23 protein-coding genes and 1 tRNA gene are annotated in these 18,229 nt (G+C 67.5%); 7 read left to right on the top strand and 17 right to left on the bottom strand.

The window, feature by feature from the left end; genetic code table 11:
* Window positions 1–103: 103 nt before the first annotated feature.
* The gene (locus WFP78_RS16930) at window positions 104–499 is read left to right on the top strand and encodes a PepSY domain-containing protein (protein ID WP_336964967.1); all 396 of its coding nucleotides are present in this window, start codon (window positions 104–106) and stop codon (window positions 497–499) included.
* Here WFP78_RS16930 and WFP78_RS16925 read toward each other — a convergent pair.
* Entirely contained in the window at window positions 441–1,811 is a 1,371-nt protein-coding gene (locus tag WFP78_RS16925) for a sensor histidine kinase (RefSeq protein ID WP_336964965.1), read from the bottom strand. The genes WFP78_RS16930 and WFP78_RS16925 overlap by 59 nt on opposite strands.
* Before the next feature lie 29 nt (window positions 1,812–1,840).
* Complete coding sequence (locus WFP78_RS16920) at window positions 1,841–2,527, bottom strand: response regulator transcription factor (RefSeq protein WP_336964962.1); 687 nt, start codon at window positions 2,525–2,527, stop codon at window positions 1,841–1,843.
* Window positions 2,528–2,893: 366 nt separating this feature from the next.
* On the opposite strand from WFP78_RS16920, the gene WFP78_RS16915 reads away from it, so the two are divergent.
* On the top strand, window positions 2,894–3,223 hold the full coding sequence (locus WFP78_RS16915; RefSeq protein ID WP_336964958.1) for a hypothetical protein: 330 nt from the start codon (window positions 2,894–2,896) through the stop codon (window positions 3,221–3,223).
* 143 nt (window positions 3,224–3,366) lie between these two features.
* Here the strand turns inward: WFP78_RS16915 and WFP78_RS16910 are convergent.
* From WFP78_RS16910 to WFP78_RS16890, 5 genes are all read right to left on the bottom strand, one after another.
* Window positions 3,367–3,443: transfer RNA gene (locus WFP78_RS16910), tRNA-Arg, on the bottom strand.
* A gap of 35 nt (window positions 3,444–3,478) precedes the next feature.
* Entirely contained in the window at window positions 3,479–4,009 is a 531-nt protein-coding gene (locus WFP78_RS16905; protein WP_336964957.1) for a DUF1178 family protein, read from the bottom strand.
* Window positions 4,006–4,836 carry a carbon-nitrogen hydrolase family protein gene (locus WFP78_RS16900; protein ID WP_336964956.1) on the bottom strand — a complete coding sequence of 277 codons (831 nt, stop codon included), beginning with the start codon at window positions 4,834–4,836 and terminating at the stop codon, window positions 4,006–4,008. The genes WFP78_RS16905 and WFP78_RS16900 overlap by 4 nt, the downstream gene beginning before the upstream one ends.
* A 2-nt stretch (window positions 4,837–4,838) precedes the next feature.
* Window positions 4,839–5,096 carry a glutaredoxin 3 gene (gene grxC / locus WFP78_RS16895; protein WP_336964954.1) on the bottom strand — a complete coding sequence of 86 codons (258 nt, stop codon included), beginning with the start codon at window positions 5,094–5,096 and terminating at the stop codon, window positions 4,839–4,841.
* A gap of 48 nt (window positions 5,097–5,144) precedes the next feature.
* Window positions 5,145–5,903: a ComF family protein gene (locus WFP78_RS16890; protein ID WP_336964952.1), complete on the bottom strand. Its 759-nt coding sequence runs from the start codon at window positions 5,901–5,903 to the stop codon at window positions 5,145–5,147.
* A gap of 44 nt (window positions 5,904–5,947) precedes the next feature.
* Between WFP78_RS16890 and WFP78_RS16885 the strand changes: the two genes are divergently transcribed.
* Entirely contained in the window at window positions 5,948–6,811 is an 864-nt protein-coding gene (locus WFP78_RS16885) for a class I SAM-dependent methyltransferase (RefSeq protein ID WP_336964950.1), read from the top strand.
* A gap of 11 nt (window positions 6,812–6,822) precedes the next feature.
* Here WFP78_RS16885 and WFP78_RS16880 read toward each other — a convergent pair whose 3' ends face one another.
* Window positions 6,823–7,248, bottom strand: a complete 426-nt coding sequence (locus tag WFP78_RS16880) for a (deoxy)nucleoside triphosphate pyrophosphohydrolase (RefSeq protein ID WP_336964948.1) — start codon at window positions 7,246–7,248, stop codon at window positions 6,823–6,825.
* Window positions 7,249–7,311: 63 nt separating this feature from the next.
* On the opposite strand from WFP78_RS16880, the gene WFP78_RS16875 reads away from it, so the two are divergent.
* Both WFP78_RS16875 and WFP78_RS16870 read left to right on the top strand, forming a co-directional pair.
* On the top strand, window positions 7,312–7,494 hold the full coding sequence (locus WFP78_RS16875; RefSeq protein ID WP_336964946.1) for a Flp family type IVb pilin: 183 nt from the start codon (window positions 7,312–7,314) through the stop codon (window positions 7,492–7,494).
* Between the two features lie 131 nt (window positions 7,495–7,625).
* Window positions 7,626–7,787 carry a Flp family type IVb pilin gene (locus tag WFP78_RS16870; protein ID WP_336964943.1) on the top strand — a complete coding sequence of 54 codons (162 nt, stop codon included), beginning with the start codon at window positions 7,626–7,628 and terminating at the stop codon, window positions 7,785–7,787.
* 101 nt (window positions 7,788–7,888) lie between these two features.
* Here the strand turns inward: WFP78_RS16870 and WFP78_RS16865 are convergent, their stop codons facing one another.
* The 4 genes from WFP78_RS16865 to WFP78_RS16850 are packed head-to-tail and all read right to left on the bottom strand — an operon-like array spanning window position 7,889 to window position 11,845.
* A complete protein-coding gene (locus tag WFP78_RS16865; protein WP_336964940.1) occupies window positions 7,889–8,833 on the bottom strand; it encodes an acetyl-CoA carboxylase carboxyltransferase subunit alpha in 945 nt (314 codons plus the stop codon).
* A gap of 11 nt (window positions 8,834–8,844) precedes the next feature.
* A complete protein-coding gene (locus WFP78_RS16860) occupies window positions 8,845–9,741 on the bottom strand; it encodes a tyrosine recombinase (protein ID WP_336964937.1) in 897 nt (298 codons plus the stop codon).
* A gap of 17 nt (window positions 9,742–9,758) precedes the next feature.
* Complete coding sequence (locus tag WFP78_RS16855) at window positions 9,759–11,591, bottom strand: hypothetical protein (protein WP_336964934.1); 1,833 nt, start codon at window positions 11,589–11,591, stop codon at window positions 9,759–9,761.
* An 11-nt stretch (window positions 11,592–11,602) separates the two neighbouring features.
* A complete protein-coding gene (locus WFP78_RS16850) occupies window positions 11,603–11,845 on the bottom strand; it encodes a hypothetical protein (RefSeq protein ID WP_336964931.1) in 243 nt (80 codons plus the stop codon).
* Window positions 11,846–11,917: 72 nt separating this feature from the next.
* Here WFP78_RS16850 and WFP78_RS16845 point away from each other — a divergent pair, with 72 nt between their 5' ends.
* Both WFP78_RS16845 and aroB read left to right on the top strand, forming a co-directional pair.
* A complete protein-coding gene (locus tag WFP78_RS16845) occupies window positions 11,918–12,463 on the top strand; it encodes a shikimate kinase (protein ID WP_336964929.1) in 546 nt (181 codons plus the stop codon).
* Entirely contained in the window at window positions 12,454–13,557 is a 1,104-nt protein-coding gene (gene aroB / locus WFP78_RS16840) for a 3-dehydroquinate synthase (RefSeq protein ID WP_336964926.1), read from the top strand. The genes WFP78_RS16845 and aroB overlap by 10 nt, the downstream gene beginning before the upstream one ends.
* Before the next feature lie 99 nt (window positions 13,558–13,656).
* On the opposite strand, the gene WFP78_RS16835 is transcribed toward aroB, so the two are convergent.
* From WFP78_RS16835 to radA, 5 genes are read right to left on the bottom strand one after another with little or no spacing between them, the layout of a single operon-like run.
* Window positions 13,657–13,983, bottom strand: coding sequence for a DUF423 domain-containing protein (locus WFP78_RS16835; protein WP_336964923.1), 327 nt, complete (start codon window positions 13,981–13,983; stop codon window positions 13,657–13,659).
* Window positions 13,983–15,785 (bottom strand): cation:proton antiporter domain-containing protein, encoded by a 1,803-nt coding sequence (locus WFP78_RS16830; RefSeq protein ID WP_336964920.1) that lies wholly within the window; start codon window positions 15,783–15,785, stop codon window positions 13,983–13,985. Before WFP78_RS16830 ends, WFP78_RS16835 begins: the two co-directional genes overlap by 1 nt.
* Entirely contained in the window at window positions 15,785–16,228 is a 444-nt protein-coding gene (locus WFP78_RS16825; protein ID WP_336964917.1) for an iron-sulfur cluster assembly scaffold protein, read from the bottom strand. Before WFP78_RS16825 ends, WFP78_RS16830 begins: the two co-directional genes overlap by 1 nt.
* 50 nt (window positions 16,229–16,278) lie before the next feature.
* Window positions 16,279–16,821, bottom strand: a complete 543-nt coding sequence (locus tag WFP78_RS16820; RefSeq protein ID WP_336964914.1) for a CvpA family protein — start codon at window positions 16,819–16,821, stop codon at window positions 16,279–16,281.
* A gap of 11 nt (window positions 16,822–16,832) precedes the next feature.
* Entirely contained in the window at window positions 16,833–18,200 is a 1,368-nt protein-coding gene (radA, locus tag WFP78_RS16815; RefSeq protein WP_336964911.1) for a DNA repair protein RadA, read from the bottom strand.
* Between the last annotated feature and the right edge of the window lie 29 nt (window positions 18,201–18,229).

Genomic DNA, 18,229 nt, shown 5'->3' with positions numbered 1-18,229 from the left:
TTAGAATGTTCGGCCCCATCGGCTGTAACAGCCATTATGGCATATGCGTGGCCTATCGGGGCGGCAAAGGGTCGCCCCCTCCTTCACTCCAGGAATCTGCCCGATGCGCCGTTGGCACAAGCTGCTTGCTCCCTTCTTCGCCTTTTTCGTGCTTCTGCTTGCCGTCACCGGCCTTGCCATCCAGGCTACCGATCTGCTGGACAGCGGGCCGGCGCCAACACCGGCGCCAGCAGCCTCCGTTGTCGCCAAGGCGGCACCGGCGCCGACATGCGTGCCCGAAAAGCCGAAACGCACGCCGCTTGGCGCATGGAATCACTGGCTCAAGCATATTCATTCGGGCGAAGTGGCCGGTCCGGCAGGATTGGCCCTGAACCTGGCCAGCGGCGCGGCGCTGCTGTTCTTCGCGGCGTCCGGCTTCTGGATGTATCTGCAGATGTGGCTCAGGCGGCGTCGGGCATCGGCACGGTCAGCAGCGCGGGCAACGCAACCGGGAAGCTGATCCGCACCTGCAGCCCGGGACCATTGTCGGCGAGTTCCAGTTCGCCGTCATGGAACCGCACGATCGCCTGCGCAATGGCAAGGCCAAGGCCGCTGCCGCGCCGCCCGCTCGTACCGCGCCCCCGTTCGAAAGGCATGACCGCGCGCGCGCGCTCGTCCGGGGCGAGGCCGGGGCCGTTGTCGCCGATGGTGATCTGCGCCCGGCCATTGCGGGAATGGAGCGAGAGCACGGCGCGCGTGCCGGCCGGCGTATGCGTCGCGACATTTTCCAGCAGGTTGACGAGCATCTGGTTGAGAAGGCTGGCGTCGCCGCGGATCGCGACCGCGTCCAACGGTTCCGCCACCAGTTCGCTACCGGCGTCGGCGATCACCGGCTCCATCGTCTCGGCGACATCCTCGATCAGGTCGTGCAGCGGCAGGTCGCGCATGGCCGAAGGGTGAAAGCCGCTTTCGATTTCCGCCAGCCGCAGCAGCGCGTCGAAAATGGCGATGATGGACACGCATTCGCGCTCCGCCCGCTCGATCAACTGCATGCGCGGCCGCCCCTCCTGAGCGAGATCGGCCGTCAGCATGCCCCGCAGGCGGGTGAGCGGCGTGCGCAGATCATGCGCCAGCGCGCTTGCGAAATGGCGCTGGGTGCGCACCATATCCTCCATACGGTCGAGCATGCGGTTGAGGCTTTCGGCCTGCGCCGCGAACATGCCGTCCAGCCGGGCGGTGGCGATCCGGCGGCTAAGGTCGCCCGCCGCGATCGCATCCGCGGCGGCCTGCGTCTCGGCAAGGCGCCGTGCGGTCTGGCGCGCGAACAGGAAGGCGGCGGCAAGGCCCGTCAGCAGGGCCGAGACGAAGATCGCGGCCACCACATAGGGCAGAAACGCCCGCAGGCTCGCCGCCGCCTCGCTATGCTGGACGACGACGAACAATTCGCCACTCGGCAGGCGGGTGGTCAGCGCCCTGCCCTTCTGCCATTTTTTTCCGCCGCCCATGAACAACACGTTGGAAAAGCCCGTGGGCGGGGGTTGCAGGGCCAGTCGCCCGGCGATGCGCCGCCCGTTGCGATCGTAGAGAATATAGGTGCGCTCGCTCAGGACCTTGCGGTGCTGCCATTCAAGGATGCGGGCGGCGACACGGGCCGGATCGGGCCTCTCGCCATCTCCCAGGAACTTTGCGCTATGATAGTCCAGCGCATTGTCGATGCGCTGGGCGATGCGCTCCTCCGCGACGACGAAGACAATGAGGCCCATGGCCAGCATGGCCAGGGCGAAGGCGATGCCGAACTGGATGGCGAGCCTGCCCATGGGCGGGCTGGTCACATGGTTGCGGCCCGCCGCGCCCGTCCTGCCTAGCAGCACCGGTCGGATCGCAGGATATAGCCCGAGCCGCGCAGTGTCTCGATCGGGTCGCACCCCAGATCCTGCAGGCGCCCGCGCAGGCGGCTCATGTTGCTCTCCACGATGTTGGTCGTGGGCGCGAAGGAATAGCCCCAGACATGTTCCAGCAGCATGTTGCGCGTCACCACCTTGTCCGCATGCCGCATCATATGGGCGAGCAGCGAATAGAGCTTGCGGTTGAGCTGCACGGCCTCCTCGCCCCGGCAGGCGGAATGGCTGCTGGGATCGAGGCTGAGGCCGCCGACGTTCAGCTGCGATCCTTCGGTGGGGCGCGGGCCGGTCGCGCGGCGGGCGATGGCATTGAGGCGCGCGACCAGTTCCGCCATTTCGAACGGCTTGGTCAGATAATCGTCGGCACCCGCCTCCAGCCCCTCGATCCTGTCCTGGACCGTTCCCAGAGCGCTCAGCATGAGCACTGGCGGAAAATGCTCGCGCTGCCGCAGCGTCCTGAGCAGGTCCATGCCGCTGATGTCCGGCAGCATGCGGTCGAGCACGATGGCGTCGTAAGAATCGCTTTCGAACGCGGACACGGCCGCGCTGCCGCATTCGACCCAGAACGCATCATAATCGAGCGCCCTGAGCCCGCTGGCGATATGCCGGGCGATGACCGGATCGTCTTCTACGACAAGAAATTGCATGCTGCGGCCCCACGGCAATCGCATGGAGATAGGGTCGACATGTGACATCCAGAAGACAATTCCCGGCACCCGTTTGACACTTCGCGCTGACGCTCGGGAAATAGAGCCGAAATCTCCGGAAGAGCGCCGGATTGGATCGGTTGACCAATCTTCTGCGCGGATGGCGCGAACAATCCGCGCAGCGGCCAACGAACGAGTTGTCGCAAGCGCCCCGCAAGGGAGGATCATCGCTACATTGCTCAGACGGCGTTGTTGTTCACCGCCATTGGGGGAAGCCGGCCCTCCGTATGCCGATGGACAAGCTCGACGGTATCGTGATCGGCGAGGTGACAAAGCAGATATTGCAGCCCGATCACCTGAAGGCCCTTGCTGGGCGATTATCTCCAGACGGCGATCGAGCGCGAGGACCGCAATCGCGATCGGCTGCGTCAGATGCGCCAGGACTACAAGGAATCAGAGGCGGGCATGGCCCGATTGCTTGGGCTAGTCGAGAAGCGGCTGATGGACGCGGAGGATGCCTCAATGCGCGAGCGTCTGGTCCGCCTGAGGTTCCGGCGGGATGAGCTCGTGGAGCAAATCGCTGACCTCGCTCGCCGCCTTACCATGGCTGAGCCTGTGATCACGCCTGCCAAGCTTGAGAAGCTGGCCCTGCTCCTGCGCGAGAAACTGCATCACGGCGCCCCCCGATCTCCGTAAGGCATATGCCCGGCTATTGCTCAGCGAGGTTCGTGCGAACGACAGGGAAATCCGCATCAGCGGCTCCAAAGCCGTGCTGGCTCAAAGCGCCGCAAGGGGCCGTGGCCAAAACTACGCCCGCAGTTCTCTCTTTTGTTCGAGAATGGTGCACCCGACGGGATTCGAACCCATGGCCCTCAGATTAGGAATCTGATGCTCTATCCTGCTGAGCTACGGGTGCTCCGGGGCCGGCTCTATAATGCCCGCGCCGTGGGGTCAATTCCGTGCCTTGCCGGGAATGACCGGAAAGGGCAGCGGCGCCACCTCCACGCCTTCCTCGATCAGGGCGCGGGCTTCTTCGGGGGCGACCTCGCCGTGGATGGCGCTGTGATCCTCTTCGCCATAATGCATGGCGCGGGCCTTGTCGGCGAACTGGCGGCCGACCCAGGTCGAATCACGCAGCGCCTCCTGCTGGGCCCTGGCCAGCGCCTCCAGAACGGCGCGGACTTGCGCCGGCTGGGGCATGTTCTGCACGGGGATCGACGCGGGGATCGCGGCTGGAACCGGCGCCGACGCCGGCATCGGCATCGGCTCGGCCGCGGGTTCGCACGATGCGGGCGCGGCGCGGCGCGACTGGTTGGATTTGGGCGAGACCGCCGGCGCCATCACCGCCTTGGCCACATGCCCATTGCCGCACAGGGGGCAGGAAACGAGCCCCCGCGCCTGCTGGCCTTCATAATCGCCGCTGGAGCCGAACCACGCCTCGAACACATGGCCTTCGCCGCATTTGAGATCGAAGACGATCATGACAGCGCCACCTGCGCATCGATCTGCCGGCGGTGCATGAGCGCGGGGACGCGGGCACGCACGTCATCCACCCGGCCAAGGTCGATATCGACCACGGCCAGCCCTGCCTCCGCGCCCATGTCGCACAGGATGTCGCCCCAGGGATCGACGATCAGGCTGTGGCCATAGGTGGTCCGCCCGTCCGCATGCAGGCCCACCTGCGCCGGCGCGATCACGAAGGCGCCCGCCTCGATCGCGCGGGCGCGCAGCAGCACATGCCAGTGCGCCGCGCCCGTCGGCACGGTGAACGCCGCCGGCACCGCCAGGATCGTCGCGCCCGCATTGCTGAGCGCGCGATAGAGATCGGGAAAGCGCATGTCGTAGCAGATCGAAAGGCCGATGCGCGCCCATGGCGTGTCCACCGCGACCGCCCGTTCCCCCGGCCCGTAGACCGACGATTCGCGCCAGCTTTCACCGGTCGGCAGATCGACATCGAACAGATGGATCTTGTCATAGCGGGCACGGATGGCGCCGCTGCCGTCGATCACGAAGGTACGGTTGGCCCAGCGCCCGTCGCTGCGCTCATCCTTCAGCGCCAGCGAACCGATATGGACCCAAAGCCCCGTCGCGGCGGCAGCCTCCCGCACGGCGGCAAGCACGACATTGCCGTCCTCCCCCGTCAGCGTCGCGGCGGCGCGCGCGCGGTCGCGGTCCAGATAGCCGGCCATTTCGGGCGTGAAGAGCATGTCCGCGCCATCGCGCTTCGCCTGTGCCATGGCATCGGTGATGGCACGCGCATTCTCCGCGGGGTCGATCCCGCTCGTCATCTGCAACAGGGCGGCACGCATGGTCAGAGCCCCAGCATCGGGTCGAGCCGGCCTTCTCGATTGAGCTGGGCCAGATCGTCGCTGCCCCCCACATGCGTTCCGTCGATGAAGATCTGCGGCACGGTCGCCCCGCCATTGGCGCGTTCCAGCATCTGGGCGCGAAGAGCCCCGCCCATGCTGATGTCATATTCGCTGAACGATATGCCCTTGTCGGCCAGCAGCGCCTTCGCGCGCGTGCAATAGGGGCAATAAGCCTTGGTATAGATTTCCACTTGCGCCATCGCGGCCCGAACTCCTTTGCAAAGAGATTGGCGGCGCCCGGCGCTTTGTCAATCGCTACCGTCCACCGTTTCGGGCAGAACCCGCGCCCAGCACAGCAGATGCACCGCCGATGCGCCGCCGCGCCGGAGCATCCGGGCGCAGGCGTCGGCCGTGGCGCCGCTGGTGTGGATGTCGTCGATCAGGATGACGATGCGCCCGCCCAGCCTGTCTTTCGCACCGGCACCCAGCGCAAAGGCACCCCGCACCACCTTTGCCCGCGCCTTCGCGCCATGGCCGCGCAGCGGCGGCGTGCGGCGGGCGCGGCGCAATGTCTCCTTGTCCACCGCGATGCCGCTGGCCTTGCCCAGACGATCGGCGATCAGCGCCGCCTGGTTGAAGCCGCGCCACCAGAGCCGCCAGCGATGCAGCGGCACCGGCACGATGAGCATGGCGCCATGGTCCCCCGGCGGCAGATGCTTGCGCATATGATCGGCGATCAGCCGGGCGAGCCCGATCCGGCGGCCATATTTGAACTTCAGCGCCACGGTGCGCGCGACATCGCCATAGGCCAGCACGGCGCGCGCGCTGTCGAACGCCGGCGGATCGGCCATGCAGGCGCCGCATGCCGCACCCTCGCCCATGGCATGCGGCAACGGCACGCCGCAGCGCGCGCAGCAGGGATCGCCCAGAAAGGTCATGCCGCTCCAGCATGTCAGGCAGAAACGGTCATCCTCCTGCACGATCATGCCGCAGCCCGGGCAACGCGGCGGCAGCGCATAGTCGATGGCCGGGCGAAGCATCTGTCGCAGAAGGGTGGTCGCCGGCATCACCACCTCTTGTCCTATGCCCGCGGCTTCTGCACAAGGCCGCCATGGCAGCAGCAGACACGAACTCGCCCGCAATCTTCGATCGCCGCCTGCGGGCCATGCGGCGTGATCGGGCCGCACGCGGCTTTGCGGGCCATGATTTCCTGTATCGCCACATGGCCGAGGAACTGCTGGAGCGGCTGGCCGATGTCAGCCGGGATTTCCGCGATATACTGGTCATCGGCTGCCCGGACAGCTTCCTGTCCGACGCGTTGCGCGCGATGGGCAAGCAGGTCACATGCTGCGACCCCGGCCATGCCAATGCGATGGCCACAGGTGGCGTGCAGGCGGATGAGGACGCCCTGCCCTTTGCCGACGCCAGCTTCGACCTGATCCTGTGCGTCGGCACGCTGGACAGCGTGGGCGACCTGCCCGGCGCGTTCATCCTGATGCGGCGGATCTTACGGCCCGACGGGTTGCTGCTCGCCGCCTTTGCCGGCGCGGGATCGCTGCCCCGGCTGCGGGCCGCGCTGATGACCGGCGAAGGGGATCGGCCGGGCCAGCATATCCATCCGCAGGTCGATGTCCGCGCCGCCGGCGACCTGCTGGGCCGCGCCGGCTTCACCATGCCCGTGGCCGATGGCGATACGCTCACCGTGCGCTATCGCGACATCTTCTCGCTGATGGCGGACCTGCGCGGCATGGGCGCTTCCAACATGCTCTCCTCCCGCCCGCCGATGCTGGGGCGGGACACGCTGGGCCGCGCCGCCGCCGCCTTCGCACAAGCCGCCGATCCCGACGGCAAGACCAGCGAGCGCTTCGCCATCGTCTATCTGAGCGGCTGGGCGCCCGACCCCAGCCAGCAGAAGCCGGCGCGGCGCGGCAGCGCCACCGTCTCGCTGGCGGCCGCGCTCAAATCCAGGGCCTGAAGCGCGCCCTGTTATAGCAGCGCGTCGAGCAGGCCGATCAGCGGCAGATCGGCGGGCGGCATGTCGAGCGCATACATTTGCGGCGGGCGCACCCATTGCAGTTCGGTCGCATGCCGCGCCTCCGGCTGCCCCGTCCATTTACGACAGACATAGAGCAGCAGCAGCAGGTGCCGCCCTTCCAGCGGCGCGCTGGCGAAGGTTGCAGGCGCCAGGCAGCTGGCATGGGTGCCGATCCCCAGTTCCTCCTCCAGTTCGCGGATCAGCGCGGCTTCGGGGTTTTCCCCGGCCTCCACCTTGCCGCCCGGGAACTCCCACAGCCCGGCCATCGACGTGCCCGGCGGCCGGCGTTGCAGCAGCACCCGGCCATCCGCATCGACCAGCGCCACGGCCACCACCGGCAACAGCGTGACGGGAGACGAAATTTCGGAAATGGCCATAGGATTTTCTTAACCGCCCTCGATTTACAGTTGCGCCACAGGTCTGCGAGGGACGGATAGGGCATGAGCAAAATTCTTTACAAGATGTTTCATGCCCTCGGTCGGTCCGAGCGGGGCGGCACGGCCATTGAATATGGCCTGATCTGCGCATTGATCGTTATCGCCATGATGGGTGCCCTCAAGGGCTTCGCCACGGTCAGCGTCAATATGTGGAGCAATGTCAGCAACGCGGTTAGCAATAGTTAACCTTCATTTGTTGACAACTTCATCCCGTCATTAAAACTTTCTCAACCTCACAGTCCTAAACCCGACCTCGCTGACTTGGGGGAAATTTCAAGAAAGCCGGGTAAGTTCATTTCCAGTCGAGGAGAATTCATATGCAGTACATCCGCAAGATGCTGAAGAACGACAAGGGCGCGACCGCCATCGAATATGGCCTGATCGCCGCTCTGATCGCTGTTGCCGCCATCGGCGCGATGTCCGGTCTGGGCAAGCAGCTGACCAGCACGTTCAACAACGTGTCGTCCAACATGAAGTAATCTGACGGTCGCTTTTCGCGATCGACAGCAAAAGGGCGGCGGGATCATTCCCGCCGCCCTCTTCATTTGTGCAGGATACGCGTAAACCGCGCGCGGATCGATCAGCCGCCCATCGCCAGGAATTTGTCGGCTCGCGCCGCCCGCAGCGCGTCCGGTGTCAGGCCGGCAAGCTGATCCAGTTCCTCGCCCAGCGCGGCGCCCAGCGCGGCAATGGCTTCGGCCGGCGCACGATGCGCGCCGCCCATCGGCTCCGGCACGATCCGGTCGATCACCTTCAACCCTTTGAGGTCCTGCGCCGTCACCTGCATCGCGGTCGCGGCATCGCTTGCCTTCTCGGCCGTGCGCCACAGGATCGAGGCGCAGCCTTCGGGCGAGATCACCGCATAGACGGCATGTTCGAACATCAGCACGCGGTTGGCGGCGGCCAGCGCGATGGCGCCGCCCGATCCGCCCTCACCCACGACCGCGGCGATCATCGGCACGCCCAGCGCCAGGCACTGCTCGGTCGAGCGGGCGATGGCCTCGGCCTGCCCGCGCTCTTCCGCCTGCACGCCGGGGAAGGCGCCCGACGTATCGACCAGCGTGATCACCGGCAGGCCGAAACGGTCGGCCAGCTGCATCAGGCGGATCGCCTTGCGATAGCCCTCGGGCTTGCCCATGCCGAAATTATGCTTCAGCCGGCTGGCGGTATCATTGCCTTTTTCATGGCCGATCACCACCAGCTTGCGCCCGCCCAGCGAGGCAAAGCCGCCAAGGATCGCCTGATCGTCGCCAAAGGCGCGGTCCCCGGCCAGGGGCACGAACTCGTCGAAGATACCGGCGACATAATCGCGGAAATGCGGACGGTCCGGGTGCCGGGCGACCTGGGTCTTCTGCCAGGGCGTCAGCTTGCCATAGATGTCCGACAGCATCTTGCTCGACCGCTGCTGCAGCTTGTCGATCTCGCCATCGATGTCGAGATCGCCCTGCTCGGCCGTGTCACGCAGCTCGGCGATGCGCGCTTCCAGCGCGGCCACCGGCTTTTCAAAATCCAGAAAGCTCACCATGGCGAAGGGCGTTAGGACGGGCGCGAGCCAAGGTCAACGAGTGGATGGCGGCTGTTGACCAGCTCCACCAGCCGCCGGCTGTCCACATGCGTATAAATCTGGGTCGTGCCGATGTCCGCATGGCCCAGCATCGTCTGCAGCGCGCGCAGGTCCGCGCCGCCTTCCAGCAGGTGCGTGGCAAAGGCATGGCGCAACACATGCGGGCTCACCCGCTCCGGCGCGATTCCCGCCGCCGCCGCCAGCGCGCGGACCATCTGATACAGGCGGATGCGGCTCAGATGGCTCTGCCCGGAAGGGAAGAGCCAGGGCGACTCAGGATCGACCAGCGGCATCCAGCGCGCCACGGCGGCACGGGAACGGTCGGAGATCGGCACCATCCGCTCCCGCCCGCCCTTGCCGCGCAGGATCAGGAAGGGGCGATCGCTCGCCAGCGCCCGGCGCGGCAGCGAAACCAGCTCGGTCGCGCGCAGGCCCGAGCCATAGAGCAGCTCGATCAGCGCGGCCAGGCGCAGGTCGAGCCGTGCGGGGCGTTCCACCTCCACCCGTTCGGCGATGACGGCGAAGATCCGGTCCACTTCCGCCACGCTCAATATCCTGGGCAAGGGCCTTTGCAGCGACGGGCGCGGCAGTGCGGCGGAAGGATTGTCGGCGCGCAGCCCCTCTTCCTCCAGGAACCCATAGAAACGCCGCAACGCCGACGCCTTGCGCGCCGCCGTGGACGCCGCCAGCGAAGCCCAGCGCGTACCCAATGTCCCCAGCATGGCGGTGTCCGCCACGGCAAGCCCGCCCAGATCGTCCGATGCCGCCAGCAGGTCGGCGCGATAGGCCAGCAGCGTGTTGCGCGCCGCGCCACGCTCCGCCGCCATCATCTCCAGGAAGCGGTCGATAAGGGCAAGATCGTCCGCCATGGCTTCCTTCCAGCCGTTCAGCTGCGCGCGATGGCTTCCGCCGCGATCATCCGCGCCTCCGGGTCGAGCCCGACCCGGTGCAGCGCCGCGACGATATGGTAGAGGCTTTCCGCCGGCACCTGTCGCCAGTCGCTCACCTGCATGCCCACCGCCGCGAGCAGCGCGACCGTCGCCGGCTCCCGCCGCTGCGCCGCCGCCGCAATCGCCCGCGCCCATTTGCCGCGCGGCGCCAGCGCAAGGCCCGCATCACCCGCGATCTTCGTCATATCCGCGCCGTTCAGGCGATTGAGCCCCGCAAGCCCGGCGATCAGCAGCTTCGCGCGGGCGGGATCGACGGCACCGACATAGGAGGAAACCCGCGACTGGCCCAAGTCGACAACGGGGCTTGGCGCGCCCACCGCCAGCAGCGCCCAGGCTTGCTGCGCATCGGCATCGTCCGCCTGCCCCAGCGCCCGCGCCCAGCGCGCCGCGCTGCGGTCATAGCCGGCGCTCAGCATCGCGGCGATCAGGCGGGACAGATCCTCGCTGTTCGAAGACCCCACCGGCAGGATCGCCGCCGCCCGCGCCGTCACGATCAAGCCGACATAATCGACCCCATCCGCATCCGGCCGCGTCCAGAGGGTGCGCATGCCGCCGATCCGGTCATCGATCGTGGCGCCCGCAAAGGCATTGCGCAGCGCCTCTCCCCGGTCGCGCGCCTCCACCGGCGCGTCGTCGGCCGCGGCCAGCGCGGCATAATAGTCGACCAGCGCATCGCTGGACCACACGCCCAGCCGCGCCGCCGTCTCCACGCCGATCCTGCGGCGCGCGAGCGAAAGCATCGGCGCGCGCGCTTCCCAGGCGCGCACCTGCGGCCCGGCAGTGCCGTAGAGCGCATCGGGAATTTCGACATTGGTGGCGGTGGCAAGACCAAAGCGCCATGCAGTCAGGCGATCCACGCCCTCCCACTCGATCTTGACCGAACGCCGCGCATTGAAACCCGCGCCAACGACCTTTTCGGTCAGGCGATAGTCGATGCCGCGCACGTCGCCGCGCCGCTCCGCCTGATTGAGAGCGCCGCTGGCAGACCCCTGGTCGCCGGAGAGCGACGCGCAGATCGCCTGCGACATCTGCCAGGACGGTTCCTTGCTGACCCGCAGCGCGCCGGTGGACAGCGGGCACATGCCCGCCGGATCGGCCGTCGCCAGATAGGTCTGCATCGCCACGGCATAAAGGCGCGGCGTATATTTGTCCGGGTCGACGCTCTGCACCGTCAGGCGGGCCGCATCGGCCTCCCCCATGCGCAGCAGCAGCCAGGCGCGCTCCGCCGCCCAGTCCGCGCCGTCGATATCGGCCGGCGTATCGGTCGCCGAAAGCAGCGCGCGGCGCAGCAGGATGGATGCCCAGCGCGACGCCACGGGCGCCTTGGCGGTCTTCATCAGCGAGGCCAGGAAGCGCCCCGATTCCGCGCCGAAGGCATCCGGCGCAAAGCCGCGCGTTTCCGGGGTCAGCGGCCCGATGCGGACAAGCGAGCGGCGCGCGGTGTCGGGCAGGTCGTATTTCTCGCGCTCGGCGGCCAGCTCTTCCTCGCTCAGCGCCTCGGCCGCTGCCGCATTGGCCGTGTCGTCCGCCGCCGGTGCCGCAAGGTCGAGATTAGCGCCCGGCGCCGCGCCTGTACCGATGCCCGTGCCCGGAGCCGCCGGCTGCGTCACCGGCTGGCGCGGATTGGCGGCCGGTGGCGGCGCCTGATCCTGCACGGGGTCGCCGAAACCGGGCGGCAGCAGCGATTCGGGCGCCTGCTGCGCGATCACGGGTATGGCGATCGCCGCGACGCCCGCGCCGATCGCCCAACGCACCAGATGCCGCCGCATCGGACTCAAGATTATTTACCCAGCTTTTCGGCCGGGATGGTCACTTCCACCGGCTTTTGCGGCTGTTCCCCGCCGCGCGACCACAGCAGCCAGAGGACGCCGATCACCACGATGGCAAGCACGATGGGAATGACGGGCAGGTTCATGCGCCTGCGCGAGCGGTTTTCAAAGCTGCCGTAATTGCGGTTTTTCATCTCTTTTCCGACGCACGGGGCGTCGGCCTTATCCAGCATGTTCGGGGCCGGCATCGCCATGGCTGGGCCAGACGACGCGGCGTGAATTGACGTTTTGCCCTTTGGACGGCTGGCTGTATAGCCCCGCTCGCGATGCAGCGAAACAGCAAAACAAAGCCGGCCGACACGCGCCGCCCGATCACGCTGGTCGGCATGATGGGCGTGGGCAAATCCACCGTGGGGCGCAGACTGGCCGCGCGGCTGGGTTTAAGCTTCGTCGATGCCGATGAAGAGATCGAAAAAGCCGCCGGGATGACCATCCCCGAAATGTTCGAACGCTATGGCGAAGCGCATTTCCGGGACGGTGAACGGCGGGTGATCGCCCGGCTGATCGACGGCGCGCCCAAGGTGATCGCCACCGGCGGCGGCGCTTTCATGCAGGCCGAGACGCGGGAGCTGATCCTGAGCGCGACGACCGCCGTATGGCTGGATGCCGATGTCGACATATTGGTCGACCGGGTGGGCCGGCGCGAAGGCCGCCCCCTGCTGAAGGACCGCGATCCGCGCGCGGTGCTGAGCGAACTGGCGGCGATCCGCAATCCCGTCTACGCGCTGGCGCCGATCCATGTGAAAAGCGTCGCCGCACCGCATGAATCGGCCGTTGAAAAGATCGTGAAGGCACTGGACGCATGGCGATAGTTCCCGTCGCGCTGGGTGAGCGCAGTTATGATATCGCCATCGCCGAAGGCGCGCTGGACGAAGCGGGCAGCTATCTCGCCCGTTTCGCGCGGGCCGGCCGGCTGGTGGTGGTGACGGACGCCAATGTCGCGCAGGCGCAGCTGCCCCGGCTGGAGGCGGCGCTGACCCGCGCCAACATCGCCGTGGAGAGCATCGTGCTGCCGGCGGGCGAAAGCACGAAGAGCTGGGGCCAGCTGGAAGCCTTGCTCGACCGGCTGCTGGCGCTGGAGGTCGAGCGCGGCGACCATATCGTGGCGCTGGGCGGCGGCGTGATCGGCGATCTGGTGGGCTTTGCCGCTTCGCTGCTGAAGCGCGGCTGCGGCTTCGTGCAGGTGCCCACGACCCTGCTGGCGCAGGTCGACAGCTCCGTCGGCGGCAAGACGGCGATCAACACGCGGGCGGGCAAGAATCTGGTCGGCAGCTTCCACCAGCCCGGCTTCGTGCTGATCGACCCGGCAACGCTCGACAGCCTGCCTCTGCGCGAAACCCGTGCCGGCTATGCCGAGGTGGTGAAATATGGCCTGATCGATGACGCCGGTTTCTTCGACTGGTGCGAGGCCAATGTCGCCGCGCTGCTGGCCGGCGACCGCGCCGCGCGCGCCACGGCGATCGAGAAGAGCGTCCGCGCCAAGGCCGCGATCGTCGCCGATGACGAGCGCGAGACCAGCGGCCGCCGCGCGCTACTGAACCTTGGCCACACCTTCGGTCATGCGCTGGAGGCGGAAACCGGCTTTTCCGACACGCTGCTGCATGGCGAGGGCGTGGCGGCGGGCATGGCACTCGCCTTCCGCTTCTCCGCGCGTCAGGGGCTGTGCGCGCCCGCCGAGGCGGAACGCGTGACCGCGCATCTCAAGGCCAGCGGCCTGCCTTACGACCTGCCGAGCGCGCATGTCCGCGCCAGTGGCGCCGCGCTGGTCGCGCACATGCTGCATGACAAGAAGATGGCGGGCGGCAAGCTGCCCTTCCTGCTGGCGCACGGCATCGGCCTGACCTTCCTGGCGAAGGACGTCGACCTGACCGACGTCGCCGCCTTCCTTGACGAAGAGCAGTCCTAGAGCATTTTCTAGTCAGATGGGATCATCTGACGACTCGGAAAATGCGGAAAACAAAAGATAAATAGAGCATGGTCCGATTCAATCTGATCGGATCATGGTCTAACCCCGGAAATACACCCACGCGGCCCAGAGCCAGCCCGCGATCAACAGCGTGCCGCCGATCGGCGTCACCGCACCCAGCCAGCGCGGCGCGCCCAGCGCCATCGCATAGAGGGTGAGCGCAAAGATCGCGCCGCCCGCCAGCAACATCGCCGCGGCACCGCGCGCCGTGCCCATCAGCACCAGCGCCGCGACCGCATGCACCAGCTGATACATGCCGCCCGTCTTCAGCCATTCGGCCGCCTGCGGGGTGGATGCACCATGCGCGCCAAAGGCGCCGGCAGCCACGGCAAGCGCGGCGGACAAGGCGGCGAATATGGCGATCATCAGGCGCGCTCCCCCGCGATGTCATCCGGCTCCAGCAAGGTCATCGCCCGGCCGGGGCGGTACATCAGGTCCTTCGCGGCCAGCAACGTGCCCTGCTCGGTCTGCGCGGCAAGCCGCTGCGCATCATTTTCGCGATATTGCCGTTCCACCTCTACGATCTCCCATTGCGGCACGTTCAGCAGTGCCATGGCCTGGACCCCCATGCGGACGGCCGATTCGAACACCTCCCGCACAACCCCGCCAATGTCGAGATCCTGCAGCTGCAGCAATTGCCGCCGGTCATAGGCGCGCACCAGGATCGCCGCCTGCGGGAACATCTCCATGATCGGCTCCAGCACTTTTTCATCCAGCGACGGATCGTCGATGCAAAAGGCGATCAGCTTCGCCTCCTCCGCGCCCGCGCGGCGCAGCAGGTCGATCCGCGTGCCGTCGCCATAATAGACCTTCAGGTCGAACCGGCTGCTCAGCTCGATCTGCGCCGGCTTCTTGTCGATCAGGGTCACGCCGAAACCATGGCCCATCAGCATCTGCGCCACCGTCTGCCCGAAGCGGCCATAGCCGATGATCAGCGCATTGCCGCGCGGCGCGGCTTCCGGATCGGGCAGCCCCTCGGTCGACTTCGGCTTGGCGAATTCCAGGCGGCGGGCAAACAGCATCAGGAAAGGCGTGGTCGCCATGGACAGCGTGACGATCGCGCTGAACAGGCTGGCGGCCTGCGGCGCGATCAGCAGTGCCGATTGCGCCTGCGCGAACAGCACGAAGCCGAATTCGCCGCCCTGGCTGAGCAGCAGGCCAAGCGCGATGGCCGGCTTGCCCTCCATGCCGAACAGCCGGGCGATAGCGGCGATGATCAGCGCCTTGGTGGCGACCAGCGTGACGGCAACGCTGATGACGAACAGCGGATTAGCCAACACCGCGTGCAGATCGAGCACCATGCCCACGGCCAGGAAGAACAGCCCGAGCAGGATGGAGCGGAACGGCTCCACATCCGATTCGATCTCGTGCCGATAGGGCGAATCGGCGAGCATCACGCCCGCCACGAACGCGCCCAGCGCGGTCGACAGGTGCAGGCTGTGCATCAGCGCCGCGGCGGCGAGCACGGTGAACAGGCCGACGACGACAAACAGCTCCCGGTCGCCCAGCCGCCCGACAAGTCGCAGCATGGGCCGCAGGATGAAACGCCCGGCAAGCACCAGCCCCCCGATCGCGCCCACGGTATAGGCGCCCATCAGCCAGCCCGGCGGCCCGGCGGCATCCGCCGGATTGCGGGACAATGCGGCGATGATGGTGATGAGCGGGACGATGGACAGATCCTGGAGCAGCAGGATCGAAAACGCCTTTTCGCCGAAGGGCGAGTTGATGCGGCCGCTGCTCTTGAGGCCCGGCAGCACCTGCGCGGTGGAGGACAGGCCGAGCGGCAGGCCGAGCGCGATCGCCGCGCCCCAGCTGAAACCGGTGAACAGGAAGATGATGCCGCTCAGCGCAACACCGCACAGCACCACCTGCAACAAACCAAGGCCGAAAATATCGTGGCGCAACCGCCACAGCCGCGCGGGATGCAGCTCCAGCCCGACGAGGAACAGCAGCAGCACGATGCCGATTTCGGCGATCGCCAGCTTCGATTCCGCTCCGCCGACAAGGCCAAGCCCCTGCGGCCCGACCAGCGCGCCCGCGACCAGATAGCCCAGCACCGCGCCCAGCCCGAACCGGCGGAACAGCATGACGAACAGCACCGCCGCGCCCAGCAGGATGACGCCTTCGGACAGCAGGATATCGGTGGCGCTGGCCCCCTGCGCCGGCATCAGCGGGCCGCCTCCTGCACGTCCAGCGCCTCGCTCGCCGCCTGCGCGACCGCTTCGAAGGCAAGGCGGATGGAGGCATGGCGCGCGGGATAGGCCCGCGCCGGTGCGATCACCGCCAGGCCGGGCCAGAAATCGAGATCGTCCGCCGTGCCGGCCAGATAATCGGCCAGGGCATCGCGCGCGCGCGCAAGCTCCAGCGCGCTGCGGCCGATGGCATGGGTGGCCATGAGCGAGGCGGACGCCTGCCCCAGCGCGCAGGCTCGCACTTCCAGCCCCAGATCGGCCAGCCGCCCTTCCCCATCCATCCGCACGTCCACCGTCACGCGGCTGCCGCAGGTGGGCGAGCGGCGCTCCGCTGTGGCCTGTGGCGCCTCAAGCCGCTGATGATGGGGGATGCCCGCAGCAAGGCGCAGGATGTCATGATTGTAGAGGGCGGCCGTCATGCCCCCCATGTAGGCCGTCGCGGCGCCGGAGAGAAGCGCCGAGGCGAAATTCAGTCCGGATCAGCAGCTTGCGTGCCGTTGCCGGCCGCCGCACCGTCGCCAAAGCGGCGTTCGTCCACGAAGCTGCTGATCGCCCGGCCGCTGGCCCCCAGCAGCGGGTAGCTGCGCGATGCACTCAGCCATTCCGGCCGGTCGGCGCTGGCGCCATAGATGGTGTCGTAGACGAGGCTGAAGGCAAGGAAGAGCAACGTCGCGCCGATCAGCCCCTTCACCGCGCCAAAGCCCGCGCCCAGCACCCGGTCCACCGGCCCCAATATGGAGGTGCGTGTGCGGGCGCCCAGCGCGCGGGCCAGGAACTTGCCCGCCGTGAAGGTGAGGCCGAAGATCAGCGCGAAGGCCAGCACCGCCGCCCCGCCGCTGGTGCCGATGAAGGGCGAAAGCAGGTCCGTCACCAGGGCGTGGAACAGCCGGACGGCGAAGATGGCGATCACCCAGGCGATCAGCGACAGCGTTTCCAGCACGAAACCGCGCATGAGGCCCAGAATGGCGCCACCGCCGATGAGCAGGAGGACGGAGATATCGAGCGCGGTCATGATGCGCTGCGCTAGCCGCGCCCCAGCATATGGTCAACAAATTGCGCAAGCGTGCGATAGCCGCTGACGGTGATGCCCTTCGCGCCGTCCGCCACGGCTGCGGGCACCATCGCGCGCTCGAACCCCAGCTTGGCCGATTCGCGCAGCCGCAGCGGCGCATGCGCGACCGGGCGGATTTCGCCCGACAAAGCGACCTCGCCAAAGAGCACCGCATTGCCCGGCACCGGCCGCTCCGAAAGTGCCGAGATGAGCGCGCCCGCCACGGCCATGTCGGCGGCCGGATCGGAAATGCGGTATCCGCCCGCGATGTTCAGATAGACTTCGCAGGTCGAGAAGCTCAGCCCGCAGCGCGCCTCCAGCACGGCCAGGATCATCGCGAGACGCCCGCTGTCCCAGCCCACCACCGCGCGCCGGGGCGTCGCCCCGCTCGCCAGCCGCACGGTCAGCGCCTGGATCTCCACCAGCACCGGCCGCGTCCCTTCCAGCGCGGGGAAGACGGTGGCGCCGGTCACGCCCTCGTCCCGCTGCGTCAGGAACAGGGCGGAAGGATTGGCGACCTCCGCCAGCCCTTCCTCGATCATCGAGAAGACGCCGATCTCGTCCGTGCCGCCAAAGCGGTTCTTGATCGCGCGCAGGATGCGATATTGGTGGCTGCGCTCGCCTTCGAAGGCGAGCACGGTATCGACCATATGCTCCAGCACGCGCGGGCCGGCGATGCTGCCATCCTTGGTCACATGCCCCACCAGGATCACCGCCGTGCCCCGTTCCTTGGCGAAGCGGATCAGTTCCTGCGCACAGGCCCGCACCTGGCTGACGGTGCCCGGCGCGCCCTCGATCAGGTCGCTGTGCATCGTCTGGATCGAATCGATCACCAGCATCGCCGGCGGCGCGCCCTCGCCCAATGTCGTCAGGATATCCCGCACGGAGGTCGCGCTGGCGAGCCGCACCGGCGCCTGCCCCAGGCCAAGCCGCCGGGCGCGCAGGCGCACCTGATCGGCCGCCTCCTCGCCGCTCACATAAGCGATGTCGAGCCCGCGCAACGCCATGCCCGCCGCCGCCTGCAGCAACAGGGTCGACTTGCCGATACCCGGATCGCCGCCGATCAGCGTCGCCGAACCGGCGACCAGCCCGCCACCCAGCGCGCGGTCGAACTCGGCAATGCCGGTGCTGGCGCGATCGGGTAGCCTGATGTCGCTGTCCAGGCTGGACAGCATCACCATCCGCCCGCCCGATTGCAGATGATGGCGCGCCGTGAACACCGTTTCGCCGGCTTCCTCCACCAGCGTGTTCCATTCATTGCAATCGTCGCACTGCCCCTGCCAGCGGTGGGAGACCGACCCGCAGGCCTGACAGACATATTTGCGCTTCGCCTTTGCCATGCCCGTTCCATATCAGAACATATACAGAA

The sequence above is a fragment of the Sphingobium aquiterrae genome, from assembly GCF_037154135.1.
Lineage (GTDB): Bacteria > Pseudomonadota > Alphaproteobacteria > Sphingomonadales > Sphingomonadaceae > Sphingobium > Sphingobium aquiterrae.
This window is presented reverse-complemented; position numbering and strand designations above follow the sequence as displayed.